Annotated in this window: 18 protein-coding genes; 14 read left to right on the top strand and 4 right to left on the bottom strand. The window is 70.1% G+C overall.

Going from position 1 to position 18,222, the window contains the following annotated elements:
• The 3 genes from ACZ6I3_RS23300 to truA form a co-directional block, all read left to right on the top strand.
• Window positions 1–510, top strand: a 510-nt coding sequence (locus tag ACZ6I3_RS23300; protein ID WP_358241866.1) for a DNA-directed RNA polymerase subunit alpha C-terminal domain-containing protein, incomplete at its 5' end; no start/stop codon positions are given.
• 185 nt (window positions 511–695) lie between these two features.
• Window positions 696–1,181, top strand: a complete 486-nt coding sequence (gene rplQ, locus ACZ6I3_RS23305) for a 50S ribosomal protein L17 (RefSeq protein WP_469417032.1) — start codon at window positions 696–698, stop codon at window positions 1,179–1,181.
• A gap of 86 nt (window positions 1,182–1,267) precedes the next feature.
• On the top strand, window positions 1,268–2,122 hold the full coding sequence (truA, locus tag ACZ6I3_RS23310) for a tRNA pseudouridine(38-40) synthase TruA (RefSeq protein WP_469417033.1): 855 nt from the start codon (window positions 1,268–1,270) through the stop codon (window positions 2,120–2,122).
• Window positions 2,123–2,138: 16 nt separating this feature from the next.
• Here the strand turns inward: truA and ACZ6I3_RS23315 are convergent, their stop codons facing one another.
• Complete coding sequence (locus ACZ6I3_RS23315; protein WP_469417035.1) at window positions 2,139–2,957, bottom strand: hypothetical protein; 819 nt, start codon at window positions 2,955–2,957, stop codon at window positions 2,139–2,141.
• Window positions 2,958–3,172: 215 nt separating this feature from the next.
• On the opposite strand from ACZ6I3_RS23315, the gene ACZ6I3_RS23320 reads away from it, so the two are divergent.
• The 5 genes from ACZ6I3_RS23320 (at window position 3,173) to ACZ6I3_RS23340 (ending at window position 9,981) form a co-directional block, all read left to right on the top strand.
• Window positions 3,173–4,330, top strand: a complete 1,158-nt coding sequence (locus ACZ6I3_RS23320; RefSeq protein ID WP_469417036.1) for a CapA family protein — start codon at window positions 3,173–3,175, stop codon at window positions 4,328–4,330.
• 208 nt (window positions 4,331–4,538) lie between these two features.
• Window positions 4,539–6,785 (top strand): HAMP domain-containing protein, encoded by a 2,247-nt coding sequence (locus ACZ6I3_RS23325; RefSeq protein WP_469417296.1) that lies wholly within the window; start codon window positions 4,539–4,541, stop codon window positions 6,783–6,785.
• A gap of 7 nt (window positions 6,786–6,792) precedes the next feature.
• A complete protein-coding gene (gene pgsB, locus ACZ6I3_RS23330) occupies window positions 6,793–8,289 on the top strand; it encodes a poly-gamma-glutamate synthase PgsB (RefSeq protein WP_469417038.1) in 1,497 nt (498 codons plus the stop codon).
• A gap of 80 nt (window positions 8,290–8,369) precedes the next feature.
• Complete coding sequence (locus ACZ6I3_RS23335; RefSeq protein ID WP_020276280.1) at window positions 8,370–8,852, top strand: poly-gamma-glutamate biosynthesis protein PgsC/CapC; 483 nt, start codon at window positions 8,370–8,372, stop codon at window positions 8,850–8,852.
• A gap of 40 nt (window positions 8,853–8,892) precedes the next feature.
• Window positions 8,893–9,981, top strand: a complete 1,089-nt coding sequence (locus ACZ6I3_RS23340; protein ID WP_469417040.1) for an NlpC/P60 family protein — start codon at window positions 8,893–8,895, stop codon at window positions 9,979–9,981.
• Window positions 9,982–10,003: 22 nt separating this feature from the next.
• On the opposite strand, the gene ACZ6I3_RS23345 is transcribed toward ACZ6I3_RS23340, so the two are convergent.
• Window positions 10,004–10,876, bottom strand: coding sequence for a hypothetical protein (locus tag ACZ6I3_RS23345; RefSeq protein WP_469417042.1), 873 nt, complete (start codon window positions 10,874–10,876; stop codon window positions 10,004–10,006).
• Window positions 10,877–10,950: 74 nt separating this feature from the next.
• Here ACZ6I3_RS23345 and ACZ6I3_RS23350 point away from each other — a divergent pair, with 74 nt between their 5' ends.
• From ACZ6I3_RS23350 to glmM, 4 genes are all read left to right on the top strand, one after another.
• The gene (locus tag ACZ6I3_RS23350) at window positions 10,951–11,316 is read left to right on the top strand and encodes a hypothetical protein (RefSeq protein ID WP_469417043.1); all 366 of its coding nucleotides are present in this window, start codon (window positions 10,951–10,953) and stop codon (window positions 11,314–11,316) included.
• Window positions 11,317–11,530: 214 nt separating this feature from the next.
• Entirely contained in the window at window positions 11,531–11,974 is a 444-nt protein-coding gene (gene rplM / locus ACZ6I3_RS23355) for a 50S ribosomal protein L13 (RefSeq protein WP_469417044.1), read from the top strand.
• A 44-nt stretch (window positions 11,975–12,018) separates the two neighbouring features.
• Window positions 12,019–12,531 (top strand): 30S ribosomal protein S9, encoded by a 513-nt coding sequence (rpsI, locus tag ACZ6I3_RS23360; RefSeq protein ID WP_184591418.1) that lies wholly within the window; start codon window positions 12,019–12,021, stop codon window positions 12,529–12,531.
• Between the two features lie 176 nt (window positions 12,532–12,707).
• Complete coding sequence (glmM, locus tag ACZ6I3_RS23365; RefSeq protein WP_469417046.1) at window positions 12,708–14,066, top strand: phosphoglucosamine mutase; 1,359 nt, start codon at window positions 12,708–12,710, stop codon at window positions 14,064–14,066.
• Between the two features lie 98 nt (window positions 14,067–14,164).
• Here the strand turns inward: glmM and ACZ6I3_RS23370 are convergent, their stop codons facing one another.
• Together ACZ6I3_RS23370 and coaA are read right to left on the bottom strand one after the other, a co-directional pair.
• Entirely contained in the window at window positions 14,165–15,103 is a 939-nt protein-coding gene (locus ACZ6I3_RS23370) for a DUF389 domain-containing protein (RefSeq protein WP_469417048.1), read from the bottom strand.
• Between the two features lie 32 nt (window positions 15,104–15,135).
• Window positions 15,136–16,104: a type I pantothenate kinase gene (gene coaA / locus ACZ6I3_RS23375; RefSeq protein WP_359887783.1), complete on the bottom strand. Its 969-nt coding sequence runs from the start codon at window positions 16,102–16,104 to the stop codon at window positions 15,136–15,138.
• Window positions 16,105–16,305: 201 nt separating this feature from the next.
• On the opposite strand from coaA, the gene ACZ6I3_RS23380 reads away from it, so the two are divergent.
• Both ACZ6I3_RS23380 and ACZ6I3_RS23385 read left to right on the top strand, forming a co-directional pair.
• Window positions 16,306–17,334 (top strand): ATP-binding cassette domain-containing protein, encoded by a 1,029-nt coding sequence (locus ACZ6I3_RS23380; protein WP_469417050.1) that lies wholly within the window; start codon window positions 16,306–16,308, stop codon window positions 17,332–17,334.
• Window positions 17,331–18,140 carry an ABC transporter permease gene (locus ACZ6I3_RS23385; RefSeq protein WP_469417052.1) on the top strand — a complete coding sequence of 270 codons (810 nt, stop codon included), beginning with the start codon at window positions 17,331–17,333 and terminating at the stop codon, window positions 18,138–18,140. Before ACZ6I3_RS23380 ends, ACZ6I3_RS23385 begins: the two co-directional genes overlap by 4 nt.
• Window positions 18,141–18,222 lie beyond the last annotated feature (82 nt).

Below are 18,222 nucleotides of genomic sequence, written 5' to 3' on the forward strand. Positions count from 1 at the left end.
CTCAAGGTCACGTACAAGGTCGAGGCCACGCGTGTCGAGCAGCGGACCGACTTCGACAAGCTGATCGTCGACGTCGAGACCAAGCAGGCCATGCGTCCGCGTGACGCGATGGCGTCGGCCGGCAAGACCCTGGTCGAGCTGTTCGGTCTGGCTCGTGAGCTGAACATCGACGCCGAGGGCATCGACATGGGTCCGTCCCCGACGGATGCCGCGCTCGCGGCCGATCTGGCGCTGCCGATCGAGGAGCTGGAGCTCACCGTTCGGTCGTACAACTGCCTCAAGCGTGAGGGCATCCACTCCGTGGGTGAGCTCGTCGCGCGTTCCGAGGCGGACCTGCTCGACATCCGCAACTTCGGTGCGAAGTCGATCGACGAGGTCAAGGCCAAGCTCGCGGGTATGGGGCTTGCGCTGAAGGACTCGCCTCCCGGGTTCGACCCGACCGCCGCGGCCGACGCGTTCGGTGCGGACGACGACGCGGACGCCGGGTTCGTGGAGACCGAGCAGTACTAAGAGCTCGGGCCTTGCGGTCCGTACTCGGGTGCGGGTGCGCTGTGCTTGATCGCGCAGTTCCCCGCGCCCCTTCCGGACAACAGCCCCTTCGGGGCTTGTCGTCCGGATCTCTGACAGACGACCGTCTGCTCAGATACTGACCCCGGTACCTGATACGGCCGGGGCAGACACCTAGGAGAGACACCATGCCGAAGCCCACCAAGGGTGCCCGTATGGGCGGCAGCGCCGCGCACGAGAAGCTCCTCCTCGCGAACCTCGCGAAGGCGCTGTTCGAGCACGGTCGCATCACCACCACCGAGGCGAAGGCCCGCAAGCTGCGGCCGTACGCCGAGCGTCTGGTCACCAAGGCGAAGAAGGGCGACCTTCACAACCGCCGTCAGGTGCTCCAGGTCATCACGGACAAGAGCATCGTGCACACGCTCTTCACCGAGATCGGCCCGCGCTACGAGAACCGTCCGGGTGGCTACACCCGTATCACCAAGATCGGTAACCGCCGTGGCGACAACGCGCCCATGGCTGTCATCGAGCTGGTCGAGGCGCTGACGGTGGCGCAGGAGGCGACCGGCGAGGCCGAGGCCGCGACCAAGCGTGCCGCGAAGGACACCGAGGCTGCTGAGGCTCAGGTCGACACGACCAAGGCTGAGGACACCGAGGAGTCCAAGGACGCGTAAGCGTCCTGCCGCCCCTGAGGGTGCGTCGGCGGGCCCGTTCCTTTTCAGGAGCGGGCCCGCCTTTGTGTTGCTGAGAGGATCTGTGCGTGAGTGATGAAGCAGCTGCCGGGTTCGTCCGTGTCCGGCTTGATCTGTCGTACGACGGGAGCGAGTTCTCCGGGTGGGCCAAGCAGGCCGGGGGGCGGCGGACCGTGCAGGGGGAGATCGAGGACGCGCTGCGGACCGTGACGCGGTCCCGGGAGACGTACGAGCTGACCGTGGCGGGGCGTACCGATGCCGGGGTGCATGCCCGGGGGCAGGTCGCGCATGTCGATCTGCCGCTGGAGGTCTGGGCCGAGCACCATCAGAAGCTGCTGAAGCGGCTCGCCGGGCGGCTGCCCCGGGACGTGCGGGTCTGGGCCCTCAGGGAGGCGCCCAGTGGCTTCAACGCGCGGTTCTCGGCCGTGTGGCGGCGGTACGCGTACCGGGTGACCGACAATCCGGGCGGGGTTGATCCGTTGCTGCGCAGCCATGTGCTGTGGCACGACTGGCCGCTGGACGTCGACGCCATGAACGAGGCCGCGGGGCGGCTGCTCGGGGAGCACGACTTCGCCGCCTACTGCAAGAAGCGGGAGGGCGCGACGACCATCCGTACGCTCCAGGAGCTGAGTCTCGCCAGGGGCGAGGACGGGATCATCACCGCGACCGTGCGGGCCGACGCCTTCTGCCACAACATGGTGCGCTCGCTCATCGGGGCGCTGCTCTTCGTGGGCGACGGGCACCGGCCCCCGGACTGGCCGGGGAAGGTGCTGGCGGCCGGCGTGAGGGACTCGGCCGTGCACGTCGTACGGCCGCACGGGCTGACGCTGGAGGAGGTCGGCTACCCGGCCGACGAACTGCTGGCCGCGCGCAGCAAGGAGGCGCGGAACAAGCGGTCGCTGCCGTCGGCCGGGTGCTGCTGACAGGCCTCCGCCGTCCTCACCGGTGGGCGGAGTTCCAGGTCGTGACCAGCCCTGAGAGAGCCGTGACGGCGGCGTCGGTGTCGTCGGTGTAGTCGTCGCGCGCGTCGGGGGAGAGCTCCACGTGGAGGAACCTGGCGTGGAGGCGCTCAGCGGCCCTGCCCTGGACGTTCGTGGTGCCTTCCAGGGGGCAGCGGGCCGACCAGCCCCGGCAGACCCGCAGCCCGTCGGCTTCCATGCCGTCGGCCAGGGCGGCGGCCTCGGTGAGGGTGCTCCGCGCGGCTCCGGTGGAGAGGACGGCCTCAAAAGGCCGCCGTGACTCCTTGGCGAAGCCGTGCAGTTGCACACCGGGGACGTCGCGCTTCTGGAGTTCCACGACGATGGCGTGAAAGACGCTGTCCTCCCGGTGGGCGACGTCGGCGGCGTCGCCCCGGCCCGCCTCGCGGTGCGCGCCGGCCAGGACCAGCGAGCCGCCGGGGTTGTCCTCCAGAAGCCGCACGCCCAGGCGTTCGGTGTCCCGGTCGGAGACCGGGTGCGGCACCTGGGCGTTCCAGCGGACTTCGGAGTCGGCGGTCAGGTAGAGGCGCCCCCAGCGTTCGGCCGGGCCCGGGCGGGCGGCGGCGATCTCGTCGTACCTGCGGCCGGACTCGGTGTCGGTGAGGCGGGTGAGCTTGAGGCCGAGGGAGGCGAGCAGTCGTTCGGCCTTCGCGGTGTCGCCGTCCAGGAGGTGGCCGACGCTCTCGGCGACGCGCTCGCGCCGGGTGGCGTCCGGTGGGGTGTACGCGGCGTCGGGCTCCAGGCCCGCCGTGTACGTGAGGATCCGGCTGCGGAGGTCCACCAGCTCCCGGGTGTGCGGAACGGAATCGTCCGTTGATCGGTCTGTTGCAGACTGGCAGCCGAACAAGGCGAGGACGAGACCGATTTGGACCAGAATACGAGTCAAATGTGACTGTCTTGTGATGGTAACGTCCGTGGTGCTTGTGTGGTTCATGTGAATATGATGCGGTGACATTTCGTAATCCTCTCCGGGTCGTTCGGGCAGCAACCGCTCTCGTGGCCACCGTTGCCGTGACGGCCGCGTGCACCTCCGCGGCCTCCTCACCGCAGGTGAAGCCGGGCGGCCGCTCGTTCACCGTCGCCGCCGCCGGTGACGTGCTGATCCACCCCGAGCTGGTCGACCAGGCGGCCAAGGACGCCAAGAGGACCGGCAAGGGGGAGGCCGGGCTGGACTTCGGGCCGCTGCTCAACCGGGTGCGGCCGGTCATCAGCGAGGCCGACCTGGCCATCTGTCACATGGAGACGCCCGTCGGAAAGCCGCGGGGGCCCTTCGAGGGGTACCCGGAGTTCCTCGTCCCGCCGCAGATCCTCACGACGCTCAAGGACGTGGGCTACGACACCTGCTCGACGGCCTCCAATCACACCTACGACCACGGCCTGGGGGCCGTGCGGCGCACCTTGCAGGCCATGGACAAGGCCGGCCTCGGACACACCGGCTCCGCCGGCACTCCCGAAGAGGCGGAACGCGTCAACATCCGGGACGTCAACGGCGTCAAGGTCGCCCACCTCTCGTACTCGTGGATGTCGTTCCTCAACCCGACGCCGGACAAGGAGAAGTGGGCGTTCAACCAGCTCGACACGGACGCGATCAAGGACGCCGAGGCCCGGGCCCGCGAGAAGGGTGCCGAGGTGGTCATTCTCTCGGTGCACTGGGGGCTTGAGCACTACAACGAACCGAGCGTTCCGCAGCTGCAGCTGGCGGAGCGGCTCACCACGGAGACCGGGATCGACCTGGTGATCGGGCACCACGCCCATGTGGTGCAGCCGATCCAGAAGGTGAACGGCACCTGGGTCGCCTACGGCCTGGGCAACCAGGTCGCCCGTCACTCCTCGCCCAGCGGGCTCACGGAGGAGGGCGCGATCGGCTGGTTCGAGTTCCGCGAGACGACCGACGGCTGGGACGTCTCAGCCCGCTACGCCACGACGCTGGTGGACATCCCGCCCGAGGTGGAGGCCGGCGAGAAGCCGCCCGCCGGCGCGGTCGAGGACCACCGGGTGGTGGACGTGCGGCGGGCACTCGAGACGCCGGGCGAACTCTCCGAGGAGCGGCTGGCCCGCTACCGGCTGGCCGCCGACCGTACGCGCGGCTTCCTGTACAACCGCGGGGCGCCGGGCGGCGACGGCCTGAAGGAGCTCACGCTGGAGCGTGACTAGCGCCACAGCGCACGGGAGGGCGAGCGGCACAACCCGAACCCTTCACAGAAGTCTCATACATGACGGCCCGTTACCCCTCCCTCCCGCGGGAGGGAGGTTCCGCGCGGCCGTCCTCACCCAGAGAGCCCGGAGGAAAGCACCGGTGACACCCACCCGCGCCGTGCGCCCCATGAAGGGAGGACGGCGGCGCAGCCGGAGACGCGCGGACATGCCGCTGCTGGGCGGCATCCGTCCCCCGATCGCGCTGCTGTGCGTACTGGTGCTCGCCCTCGCGGGCCTCACCGCCCAGGTGCTCGGCCCCGCCGGCGAGCCGGCCGTACCGCAGGCGGTGCTCTCCTCGCAGCAGCACTTCGCGGAGGACGGCGCCATCGCCCTGCGTGCCTCGATCGACGAGCGGGTCACCGACCTGAACCGCACCGCGGCCGCGCTGAACGCGGGGTCGCCGGTGAAGCCCGAGCGCGTCCTGTCCGACCTGGGGAAGACCTACCAGAAGTGGACCGGCACGGCGGTGCTGGAACTGCGGAGCGGCAAAGTGCTGGCCGCCAGGGGTGAAACGATTCCCCTCGCCTGGCTGGACAAGGACGTCCTCACCGGGGACACGGCTCTCAAGCCCCGCATGGTGCGGCTGGAGACCGGTGACGTACGCCTGATGACCATGGCCGTCCTCGGTTCCGAGGACCGGCCCCAGCAGCTCCTGCTCGCCTCCAACAGCCTGTCCGTGCCCGCCATCAACCTGGGCCAGTTCCGCTCCATGGCGGTCGTGGCCACCGGCGGGGAGATCCTCGCCACGGCCGGTTTCGAGCAGTCCGAGGCGCTCAACTCCGACCAGGAGCGCAAGGAGCTGGCCTTCCTCCAGAAGCAGATGAGCGGGCTGTCCGCCCGGGCGGCACGGGAGACCGAGCAGGACCCGGTCAGCGCCAGGGAACCGGGCTCCCGCGGCTACCCCGGGGTCAGCGGGAACCTGGTCGGCGGGAGCTACAACGGCCGTATCGCCACCGTCGGTTACGCCTCCCTCTCCTCCGCCGACCCGGAGGAGAAGAAGAGCGTCGGCGCGGGCCTGGGGCTCACCGTCGTCGCCCTGCTGCCCGTGGTTCAGCAGCAGGGCGCCGGTGCGGACCGGGAGCTGTACGGACTGCTGGCGGCCGGAGCCCTGGTCGTGCTCGGACTGCTCGCCGCGGCCGTGCTGTGGGCGACCGTGCAGCGGCCGCTGCTGCGGCTGTTCCTGGAGTCCCGCCGACTGGCCCGGGGCGACCTGACCCGGCCGGTGGACGTGCCCCGCGGGGGTGAGGCCGCGCGCATCGGCTCCGCCCTGGAGACACTGCGCGCGCAGCTGGGCGGCCCGACCGGTGACCCCGGCCGGCGCCAGCGCGTCAAGGGGCGGTTCGGGGTACGCGGGCCGCTCGTGCTGACCGCCGTACTGCTGTTGCTGTGGTGTGTGCCCGTGGGCCTCCTGCTGAACCGCACCGACGACTCCGTCAGCATCCCGGCCAGCATGGTCTCGGACCAGCGTGACCGTACCGACCTGGTCGCCGACCGGGTGCGCCGGGCGCTCAACGAGGCGCAGGCGGACCTGGTCTCCACGTCCCGGCTGATCGACCCGGACGACGCCGGCGCCGGCCGCGCGCTGCTCGAGGAAACCCTGCGCGAGCACACCCGCTACCAGGCGCTGTACCTCCTCGACGAGGACGCCGAGGTCGTCGCCCGCGCGGGTGAGGAGCCGCGCGCCGGTCTCGCCGACGGGGACGACACGCCCCTGGTCCGGGTGGCCGGCAAGGGCGGGAAGAAGCCGGTCGTCCAGGCCGCGGCCCCGCTGCCGGGCCGCAAGGGGATGACCCTGGTCGGCGAGGTCCGCGTCGAGTTCCTCAACTCGCTGCTGAAGCGGCCCGGGCTCGGCGAGGTCCGCGTGGTGGACTCCAAGGCGCGGACCATCGCCGCCAGCGACGGCTTCCTGGCCTTCGAGGACCTGCCGCGCGACGCGCTCGCCGACCTCGTCCTGGCCGGCAGCGTCCACGTCGGCGCCGGTCCCGTCGAGAACGGCCTGCTGATCCGCGAAGGACGCGGGACCACGGTCGCCGCGGCCGCCCCGTTCTCCGGCGGCGGCGTGGCGGCCGACATCGGCTGGACCGTGGTCAGCTGGCAGAACGCCAAGGACTTCCAGATCACCCCGTACCAGCGCGAGGACCGCAGCGTCCTGGCCGGACTGCTCGGTCTGGCCCTGATCGTCGTCTGCCTCGGCTGGGTGTACCTGGTCGTGGCCAGGCCGATGCGGGCACTGGCGGCCGGCGCGGAGAAGCTGGCCGACGGCGACCTCAAGTCCGTGCTGTACCCCCGCTACCAGGACGAGGTGGGCGCGGTCGTACGCAGCCTCGAACTGCTGCGCCAGCAACTCCAGGCCCGTAAGCAGACCCAGGCACGCCGGCTCGCGGAGCCGGAGGCCGGTGTTCGGGGAAGGTGACCCAGCCGTGCTCTATCTGTACTTCGTCCTGCTCACCGGCAGTGTGCTGCTGCTGGTGGCGGGCATCGTGGAACAGCGCCGGCACTACGCCAGCCTGCACAGCATCCCGTCGCGCGTGCTGGTGAACGGCATCCGCGGCAAGTCCTCCATCACCCGGCTGTGCGCCGGGGCGCTGCGCGGCGGCGACCTGGTCACCGTGGCGAAGACCACCGGTACGGCCGCCCGGTTCATCCACCCGGACGCCACCGAGGAGCCGGTCTACCGCAAGTTCGGCATCGCCAACGTCGTGGAGCAGATCGGCATCGTGCGCCGGGCCGCCACCTACCGGCCCGACGCCCTCGTCATCGAGTGCATGGCGGTCATGCCGGCCCTGCAGGAGGTGAACCAGAGCAAGCTGATCCGCTCCACGATCGGCGTGCTGTGCAACGTCCGCGAGGACCACCTCGCCGAGATGGGCCCCACCCTCGACGACGTGGCGCGGTCGCTGTGCCGCTCCATGCCGGAGGACGGCATCTGCGTCACCGCAGAGAAGGAACGCTTCCACATCCTCCAGGAGGAGGCCGACGCCCGTAACTGCGAGCTGGTCTACGCCGACCCGGAGACCGTCACCGACGAGGAACTGCGCGGCTTCAGCTGGTTCACCTTCAAGGAGAACGTCGCGATCGCCCTCGTCGTGGCCGACCTGCTCGGCGTGGAACGCCAGGTCGCCCTGCAGGGCATGTACGACGCACCGCCGGACCCGGGCGTGCTGTCCGTCGAGCGCTACGCGGCGCCCGAGGGCAAGCGGCTCGCCTTCGCCAACGTCTTCGCGGCCAACGACCCCGAGTCGACGCTGATGAACATCAACCAGCTGCTCGACCTCGGAGCCATCCACCGGCCGCTGAACGTCGTGATCAACTGCCGGCCCGACCGCGTGGAGCGCAACGGGCAGATGGGCGAGATCATCCCCGACCTCCAGCCGGACCATGTCTTCGTCATCGGGCACCCGGCCAAGAGCGCGATCGACGCCATCCCCGCCGAGTGGCGCGAGCGCGCGGTCGACCTCGGGGGCGAACGGCGGTCGGCCGAGGAGTTCATGCCGGCGCTGCTGGAGCGCCTGTCCGCCGACTCCTCCCTGGTCGCGATCGGCAACATCCACGGACAGGGCGAGGAACTGCTGGAGTACCTGGCCGAACTCCCGGCGGACGAGTCCGCCTCCGCCGAAGCCGACGCCGACGCCGCGCGGACCTCGGCCACGGCCGTGCCGCCCCAGCCGGCGCGCCTGGACCCCTACGCCTCGTACCCCGTGGCCTACGAGGAGCGCTACCAGGCCTCCCAGACCCAGGAGATCCCGGTGGTCCGCATCCCCGCCCAGCCGTCGGAGCCGTACGCCGCCGGGTACCCCGACCCGGCCCCCTACCAGCAGGGGCCGTACGCCGCTCCGGCCCAGCAGACATGGCAGTACGCCGACGAGCCCTACGGGTACGTCCCGGCCGACGACGGGGGACAGCCTCCCCGTTCCTGACGTCCACGGGCGGGGCGAGCGCCTCGCGCAGGACCGCCGATCGCCCCGTACCGAACCCGCACCCGTGCCCGGAGACTCCCTTGACCACCGCCGCCCTGACCCCCGAGATGGCCGCCCTCGGCATCGCCATCGGCCTGTTCTTCTCGTTGCTGTGCTACCTGACCACCAACCTGTCGCCCGGTGGCATGATCACGCCGGGCTGGCTCGCCCTGACCCTCATCGAGGACCTCCAGCGGGCGGCCATGGTGGTCGGTGTCACCGCCCTCACCTACGCGGGCACCAAGGTCATGCAGCGGCTGGTGATCCTCTACGGCAAGCGGCTGTTCGCCGCGGTGGTCCTGCTGGGCGTGCTGCTCCAGGCCACCGTGATGATCGTGCTCTCGATCGAGTTCCCGCTGCTGTACGGCAACCAGACCCTCGGCTTCATCGTGCCCGGCCTGATCGCCTACCAGATGGTTCGCCAGCCCAAGGGGGCGACGCTGCTGGCGACCGGCACCGTCTCGCTCATGGCCTACATCGTCGTCGCCGCCGGACTGCTGCTCGGCATCATGCCCACCGTCTGAGAACCGGCGTCCCGGCGACCGAGAACCCAGGAGAGAACACATGGCAGGAAAGAAGAAATCGCGGCCGGTCCTCTCCGGCCTCGTGGTGCTGGCGCTCGTCGCGACCTCCGGCTACCTCACCATGGAGCTCCGCAAGCAGGAGGACAAGGGCGTCCCGGAGATCACGAACGTCGGCGTGCTGGACGGCTCGGACCGGGCCGGCGGCGGCGCGACGAAGACCCGCGACAAGGGCGGGGAGAGCTGGTCCCGGCTGGAGAACCCCGCCCGCTCCGTGCTGCGCGGCTCCGACGGCCAGGTCAGGGCGGTGTTCACCGACGGGGCGCGCACCGCGACCCTGACCGGACCGGCCCGCACCTTCGCGGAGCCCTCGTCGACGAGCTCCAAGGCATCCACGACGGATTGGGTCCGCCTCATGCCCGAGCCCTGGAAGAAGGGCGCGGACCAGCAGAAGTGGTTCAAGGACTGGTACGCCAAGTACCGGTCCAGCAAGGAGGACGACCTCCTGGCCATCGCCTTCCAGTACGTCGCGGGCGCCAAACAGAAGAAGGACGCGCAGGGCACCGTCTACGCCGGTGACGCCAACTTCGGGCCCCTCAACCCGGGCGGGGCGGAGGGCGGCGACCTGCGCCTGGAGCAGTCCGACTTCTACGACTACCTCGGCGTCCCGTACCCCTTCCGGGACGGCGTGATCGGACAGCCGGAGACCGCGCGCGCCCGGTCGACCGACTGCTCGGGATACATGCGGATGGTGTTCGGCTACCGCGCCCGCTACCCGCTCATGTCCTCGGACGCCTCGGGCGACGGCCTGCCGCGCACCGCCAACGGCATGGCCCGCTCCAAGCAGGGTGCCGACATCCTGCCGCTCACCGGCGTCTCGCCCAAGGACCGGCCCACCGGCATAGACCAGCTCCAGCCCGGAGACCTCGTCTTCTTCAAGCTCGACACCCGGACCCAGCAGCGCCTGGACCACGTCGGCATGGTGCTCGGCTACGACACCGAGGGCCACCTGCTCTTCGTCTCCAGCCGCGAGGAGGTCAACGGTCCGACCATCGGCGACGTCGGCGGAGTCTCCCGGCTGGACGGCAACGGCTACTACGCCAAGACACTGCGCAGCGCGAAGAGGCTGTGACGGGGCCCACGGCGGCGGGCGGTCACTCGTTGGCCGCCGCCGACGCCTGGGCCTCGCCGCGGCGGCGGATCTGGTTGAACGTGAACTGGGCCAGGTCGTTGCCGGTCTTGAAGACCGCGGTGTCCTTGGGCGTCACGTCCTTGCCGTTCGTGAAGCCGGCGTTGGTGAAGTAGGCGTACCGGCCGTAGGAGTTGCCGGTCGTGCGGCAGACCCCGGACTCGCAGAAGCCCTTCACACCGCCGCCGGAGAGCGACTTGACGAAGCTCTTCTTGCTGCTCTGGGCCTTGGCCTTGACGGCCTGCGCCTCGGTGTCGAAGACCGCCACGCCGACCGTCACGGCGATGCCGTCCTTGGTGTAGGTGACTCGTATCAGGCGTGTGCAGTCGTTCGCGGTGAGGACCTTGGGGAGCGAGCCGCCGGCCGCCGAGGCGCAGTTCTTCGTCTCGGCGGTGGGGCCCTTCTTGTAGACCGTCTCGCCCATGGTCAGCTGGGTGCCCGGGAAGAGGGTGTCCGGGCCGAGCGGGGCCTTGTCCTTCTTCGCGCTGGCGACGAAGTCCTTCGGGTCCAGCGGGGGCGGGGCGCTGGTCGGGGCGAACGACGGGCCGGAGGGCGACCCGCTCGGGATGTCCGCCGACGGCAGGGAGGCCGGGTTGTTCGCCTGGTTGTCGCCGTTGGCCGAGACCACCGCCACGGCGACGGCGGCACCGATCGCGACGGTGGCGACCGCGCCACCGCCGACCAGCAGCAGCCGCCGTCGTTTGTTACGTGACTCGGACGCCTCGGCGAGCGCGGCCCAGTCCGGAGACTGGCCTCCGCCCCCGCTGTTCCAGGGCTGCTGCGACTGCGGTTTCCAGGGATCCCACTGGGACTGGGGTCCCCCCTGCCCATAGCTCATGGGGCGCATCTTAGACGGGACATGGGGTGTGCTGGTCCGCCTGGATCGGCCTCGTAGCCCCTAGCGTTCCTCCCATGCGGACGGGCAAAGGCGACATCTCCGGGTGGTTGGGGCGACTCGCGAGCGGGGGCCTGTGGGCGGGGTGCGCGGGGGTGCGGGTGCTGGTGGCCGTGGTGCTGCTGGTGAGCCTGCTGTCGTGGCCGACGGCCGGACCGGCGTCCGGACTGCCGTCCGGGCTGTCGGCCGGGCTCGCGGTGCTGCGGGGGTGCCGTCGTCCGCGCGGTGGCGGTTCCGTGCTGCGGTGGGGCGCCGCGGTGGTCGTCGATGTGCTGCTGTCGTCGGTGATTCCGTATGTGCGGCCGGTCCGGGGCAGGACTCTGAGGAGGGCTGTCACGCTGTGTGCGGGCCTGTGCGTCTGTGTGTTCGACCGTCGACGGTGAGCCCGCGTTTTGACCCTTGTGGTGAGCCCCGGTACTCTGCTTGTTCGTTGTGTATTGGCTTGCTCATTCTCACGGGACGGGCCCTTACACCGGTCCGCCGGGCCGATGACCAGCGACCAGCACGCGGTTTGCGTCACCGCAGTGCGGTCAGGGCTGTCGTGATCGTTTCGGTGACCTGTTCAGGACCATTCACTCGAAGCGAAGGCTACGAACCGTGCGTACGTACAGCCCCAAGCCCGGCGATGTGACGCGCCAGTGGCACGTCATCGACGCCCAGGACGTTGTCCTGGGTCGTCTCGCCACCACCGCAGCGACCCTCCTCCGGGGCAAGCACAAGCCGATCTACGCCCCCCACGTCGACGCTGGTGACTTCGTCATCATCATCAACGCGGACAAGGTGCACCTGTCCGGCAACAAGCGGATCCAGAAGATGGCGTACCGCCACTCCGGTTACCCGGGTGGTCTGCGCTCCGTCCGTTACGACGAGCTGCTGGACAAGAACCCCGAGAAGGCCGTCGAGAAGGCCGTCAAGGGCATGCTCCCCAAGAACTCCCTGGGCCGTCAGATGCTCTCGAAGCTGAAGGTCTACAAGGGTGACCAGCACCCGCACGGCGCGCAGCAGCCGCAGCCGTACGAGATCACCCAGGTCGCGCAGTAAGTCCGGCCACACCCCCTAAGACTGAACAGAATCTGAGGAGCATCGTGGCCGAGACCACTGCCGAGCAGCCGCTCGAAGAAGTTGACATCGACAGCTACACCACCGAGTCCGAGGTTCCGGTGGAGGGTGAGTACACCTCCGAGTCCCTCGCCTCGCGTTTCGGTGAGCCCCAGCCGGCCGCCGGCCTGGGCCGTCGCAAGAACGCCATCGCCCGTGTCCGGATCGTTCCGGGCACCGGCAAGTGGAAGATCAACGGTCGCACCCTCGAGGACTACTTCCCGAACAAGGTGCACCAGCAGGAAGTCAACGAGCCCTTCAAGGTGCTCGAGCTCGACGACCGCTACGACGTCGTCGCCCGCATCTCCGGCGGCGGTGTCTCCGGTCAGGCCGGTGCGCTCCGTCTCGGTGTCGCCCGTGCGCTGAACGAGGCGGACGTCGACAACAACCGCGGCCCGCTGAAGAAGGCCGGCTTCCTCAAGCGCGACGACCGTGCGGTCGAGCGCAAGAAGGCCGGTCTCAAGAAGGCCCGCAAGGCCCCGCAGTACAGCAAGCGCTAATCGCGTCGCCTGTCCTGGCGACTGGCTTTCGCAACGATCGCCCCGGCGGCCCGCATGGTGCCGCCGGGGCGGTTCGTTTACACAACCCCTACCGGCCCCGGACACTCTCAGGGATGTACTAGGGAAGTACGTGGGGATGTGAGCCGCACTCTCACAGCAATTCGGAGGACACCACAGTGGGACGACTCTTCGGCACTGACGGCGTGCGCGGTGTCGCCAACGCGGATCTGACGGCGGAGATGGCCCTGGGCCTCTCCGTGGCCGCGGCGCACGTACTGGCCGAGGCGGGCACCTTCGAGGGACACCGCCCGACCGCGGTCGTCGGGCGTGACCCGCGCGCGTCCGGGGAGTTCCTGGAAGCCGCCGTGGTCGCGGGCCTCGCCAGCGCCGGTGTGGACGTCCTGCGGGTCGGCGTGCTGCCGACCCCGGCGGTGGCGTTCCTGACCGGAGAGCTCGGCGCCGACCTCGGTGTGATGCTCTCCGCGAGCCACAACGCCATGCCCGACAACGGCATCAAGTTCTTCGCCCGCGGCGGGCACAAGCTCGCCGACGAGCTGGAGGACCGGATCGAGTCCGTCTACGAGGAGCACCGCACCGGCGCTCCGTGGCAGCGGCCGACCGGGGCCGGGGTGGGCCGCGTCCGGGAGTACGACGAAGGCTTCGACCGGTACGTCGAGCATCTGCTGGGTGCCCTGCCGAACCGGCTCGACGGGCTGAAGGTCGTCCTCGACGAGGCGCACGGCGCCGCCGCCCGGGTCTCGCCGGAGGCGTTCCAGCGGGCCGGTGCCGAGGTCGTCACGATCGGGGCCGAGCCCGACGGGCTCAACATCAACGACGGGTGCGGTTCCACGCACCTCGACAAGATCAAGGCCGCCGTCGTCGAGCACGGGGCCGCCCTGGGCATCGCGCACGACGGCGACGCCGACCGGTGCCTCGCCGTGGACCACACCGGCGCGGAGGTGGACGGCGACCAGATCCTGGCCGTGCTCGCGCTGGCGATGCGGGAACGCTCCGCTCTGCGGGCCGAGACGGTGGTCGCCACGGTGATGTCCAACCTCGGGTTCAAGCTGGCCATGGAACGTGAGGGCATCCGGCTGGTGCAGACCGCTGTCGGTGACCGGTATGTGCTGGAGGAGATGAAGGAGCACGGGTTCGCCCTCGGGGGCGAGCAGTCCGGGCACGTGATCATCCTCGACCACGCGACGACGGGTGACGGGACGCTGACGGGGCTGCTGCTGGCGGCTCGGGTGGCCGGGAGCGGGCGCTCGCTGCGGGAGCTGGCGGCTGTCATGGAGCGGCTGCCGCAGGTGCTCATCAATGTGCCGGATGTCGACCGGACTCGGGTGGGGACGTCCGCGGAGTTGTCGGCGGCGGTCGCCGATGCGGAGGCGGAGCTCGGGGCTACCGGGCGGGTGCTGCTTCGGCCGTCCGGGACCGAGCCGTTGGTCCGGGTGATGGTGGAGGCGGCTGATATCGAGCAGGCTCGGGCTGTTGCGGGGCGGCTTGCTGACGCCGTGAAGTCCGCGTTGGGGTAGTTGGCCTTTGCGGTTCGGGGTGGGGGCTGCGGGTGTTTGCGGTCTGACCGTTCGTTGTGGCTTGTCGCGCAGTTCCCCGCGCCCCTGAGGACGTCGCCCTAGAGGGCGTCTGCCTGCTTGCGTTGTTTTGACCAGAGCCACTTCTGGGCCAGCAAGGTGAGGGTGCCTGCCAACAGGATCCCCGCGAGGTTCAGCAGGAGTTGTTCTGTGGAGCGCAGGGTCTGGTTGGTGTCTCCGTAGATGAGGGCCACGGCCGCGTTCGCGGCGGCCGGGACCGTGGTGACCGAGATGGCCACGCCCACCAGGGCGCCGGACTTCGCTGACGTCAGGGAGAGGGTGCCCGCGATGCCGGCCAGGACCGCCACGACGAAGGAGAACCAGTCGGGGGCGTAGATGAAGTCGGTGTTGGGGCGGTCCGCCTCCAGTTGGGCCTCGGTGAAGAGGCCCACGGCGTTCATGAAGAGGCTGAAGAGGACCGTCACCGCCATCGCCACCGCGAAGCCCACCAGCAGGGCGATCAGGGAGCGCAGGGCCAGGCGTGATCGGCGGCGGACGATCGCGGTGCAGAGGCCGGCGAGGGGGCCGAACTCCGGGCCCACCGCCATGGCGCCCACGATCAGGATCGCGTTGTCCAGGACCACGCCGCAGGCCGCGATCATCGTGGCCAGCGTGATGAAGGCCAGGTAGGTGACGGAGAGCGTCGACTCCTCGTGTGTCGCGTCGCTCAGGTGCTCCCACAGGACCGCGTCCGCGCCCTCGCCCGGCGCGTCGGCCTCGGCCTTCTCGGCCCGCTCGGACAGCGACAGGTCGATGTTCTCGACGGCGATGGAGCCGCTGGTGTCGATGCCCAGCTCCCGCAGGCCGGCGAGCAGTTCGTCGCCCGCCTCGCGGGCCACGTCGCACATGACGACGTCCCCGGCGGGGTTGCGTGCGGTGTCCGGCAGTACGACGAGGTGGGTGGTGCCGACCGTCTTCTCGATCAGCAGCACCACATCGTCGGTCTTCTCGGACGGCGTGATCAGGCGCAGATGGAGCATGGCGACCATCTAACCGGCCTTTTCCCCGTGCGTCACAGCTTGCGCAGACTGAGCCGCTGCACCTTGTGGTCGGGGCCCTTGCGCACGACGAGGGTGGCCCGGCCGCGGGTGGGGGCGATGTTCTCGACCAGGTTGGGCCGGTTGATCGTGCGCCACATCGTCTGCGCGTAGTCGAGGGCTTCCTCCTCCGAGACCTGGGTGTACTTGCGGAAGTACGAGGACGGGTTCTGGAAGGCGGTCGCCCGCAGCTTGCGGAAGCGGTTGAGGTACCAGCGCTCGACGTCCTCGACGCGGGCGTCGACGTACACGCTGAAGTCGAAGTAGTCGGCGAGGCCGACCCGGGTGCGGCCGTCCTTGCCCGGCAGGGCGGGCTGGAGGACGTTCAGGCCCTCGACGATCAGGATGTCGGGGCGGCGGACCGTGAGCTTCTGGTCCGGGACGATGTCGTAGATGAGGTGGGAGTAGACCGGGGCGGTGACCTCGTCCTTGCCGGCCTTGATGTCGGCGACGAAGCGGGTCAGGGCGCGGCGGTCGTAGGACTCCGGGAAGCCCTTCCGCGACATCAGGCCGCGGGCCTGGAGCTCCTTGGTGGGCAGCAGGAAGCCGTCGGTGGTGACCAGCTCGACGCGCGGGTGTTCCGGCCAGCGTGAGAGCAGGGCCTGGAGGAGGCGGGCGACCGTGGACTTGCCGACCGCGACCGAGCCGGCGACTCCTATGACGAACGGGGTGCCGGACTGGGAGCCCTGTTCGCCCAGGAACGTGTTCAGGGCGCCTCTGAGGCCGTCGGTGGCGCCGACGTAGAGGTTGAGGAGTCTGGACAGCGGGAGGTAGATGTCCCGCACCTCGTCGAGGTCGATGACATCGCCGAGACCGCGCAGCTTCTCGACCTCCTCGGCCGTCAGTGGGAGCGGCGTCTTGTCACGCAGCGCGCTCCACTCGGCTCGGGTGAGGTCGACGTAGGGAGTCGCCTCCGGCCGCTGCCGGTGGGCGCTCCGGGGCATCGAGGAGACCGGAGAGATCACAGTCCATTGTTACGGGCGTACGAACGGACGGTGAGGTGGGATCCGTCACGCGAGGCATTCGCCGCCTTTCGCCCTCGTATGCGGGGAGAAAAACTGACACAGGTGGAATGTCAGTGGTATGCGTCACAGTTGTGGGAGGAGTGGGCCCGGTCCGGGGTCCGCGAACGCCTGGGGGTACCCATGACGTATGCGATAGAGGCGGAAGGCCTGGTCAAACGGTTCAAGGAGACCGAGGCGCTGGCCGGCGTCGACCTGGCGGCCCGCAAGGGCACGGTGCTCGGACTGCTGGGGCCCAACGGTGCAGGGAAGACGACCGCGGTGCGGATCTTCGCGACACTGCTGCGCCCGGACGGAGGCAGGGCCCGGGTGGCCGGCCACGACGTGATCCGGGAGGCCGGGGTCGTACGCTCCCTCGTCGGCCTGACCGGGCAGTACGCGGCGGTGGACGAGAACCTGACCGGCACGGAGAACCTGCTGCTCATCGGCCGGCTGCTGGGTCTGCCGCGGCGCGAGGCGAAGGCGCGGGCGGGTGAGCTGCTGGAGCGGTTCCAGCTGACGCACGCGGCCGGGCGGGCCACGAAGACCTTCTCGGGCGGCATGCGCCGGCGCCTGGACCTCGCGGCCAGTCTGGTGGGGCGGCCCAGCATCCTCTTCCTGGACGAGCCGACCACGGGTCTCGATCCGCACAGCCGCGGTGAGCTGTGGGATCTGCTGCGCGGCCTGGTCGCGGACGGGGCGACGGCCCTGCTGACCACGCAGTATCTGAACGAGGCCGATGTGCTCGCCGACGACATCGTGGTGATCGACAAGGGCCGGGTGATCGCCGAGGGCACGCCGGACCGGCTGAAGGCGCAGGTCGGCGGGCAGGTGCTGGAGCTGCGGCCGATCGTTGGGAAGGACCTCGCGCGGGCGCACGCGCTGGTGGCCGGGGCCGCCGGGCCGGAGGCCCGGATCGAGGGCGAGATGGTCACCGCCCCGGTGAAGGACCCCGAGCTGATGCCGGCCGTGGTGCGTGCGCTGGACCGGGAGGGGATCGCGGTGGGGGAGCTGGCCCTGCGCCGCTCCTCGCTCGACGAGGTCTTCCTCGCCCTGACCGGACACCGGGCCGAGCCGGGCGGGCCCGAGGGGAACGGCGGGTCCGCCGTCCATGACGACGAAGAGACCGCCCGAGACGACGACGGGCTGGAGAAGGCGGTGAGCCGGTCATGACCGCGACCACGCTGACCGCGCCGGTCACCGCGTCGGGCCGGGTGCCGCCGCTCGCGGGGATGCGGCAGACCTTCACGATGGCCTGGCGGAGTCTGGTTGCCGTCAAGCACAACCCGCTCGAACTGGTCGACTACAGCATTACGCCGATCATGTTCGTGTTCCTCTTCACCTATGTGCTGGGCGGGCAGATGGCCGGATCGCCCGAGGCGTATCTGAAGTACGCGCTGCCCGGGATCATCGTGCAGAACACCCTGTTCATGACGATGTACACGGCGATGGCGCTCAACACCGACCTCACCAAGGGTGTCTTCGACCGGCTGCGCAGTCTGCCGATCGCGCGGTCCGCTCCGCTGATCGGCCGGATCACCGCGGACCTCGCCAAGCACCTCTGGGCGCTGCTGCTGATGATCGGCCTCGGTCTGGCGCTCGGCTTCCGCGTCACCGGCGGATTCGGCGGGTTCCTGCTCGGCGCGCTCCTGGTGACGGTGTTCGCCGCGGCCGTGTCCTGGACCGCGGTGCTGATCGGGATGCTGGCGGGCGACGCGGAGAAGGTGCAGGCGTTCGCCTTCACCCTCATCTTCCCGATCACCTTCACCAGCAGCGCGTTCGTCGTCGTGGACACCATGCCCGGCTGGCTGCAGGCGTGGAGCGACGTCAATCCGGTCACGCATCTGTCCGACGCGTTCCGGGGGCTGCTGCTGGGCGGGGCGGTGGCGGAGCCGGTGCTGTGGTCGTTGGTGTGGGCCGCGGGGATCGCGGTCGTGTTCTATCCGTTGGCCATGCGGGCCTATCGGGCGAAGGTCTGAGGACAGACGCCCGTTCGCCGTCCGGCGTCCGGCGTCCCAAGCGTTCGTACGACGGTGGGAATTTCCGATATCGGGCACGCAA

Source organism: Streptomyces sp. NPDC041940 (assembly GCF_055589465.1).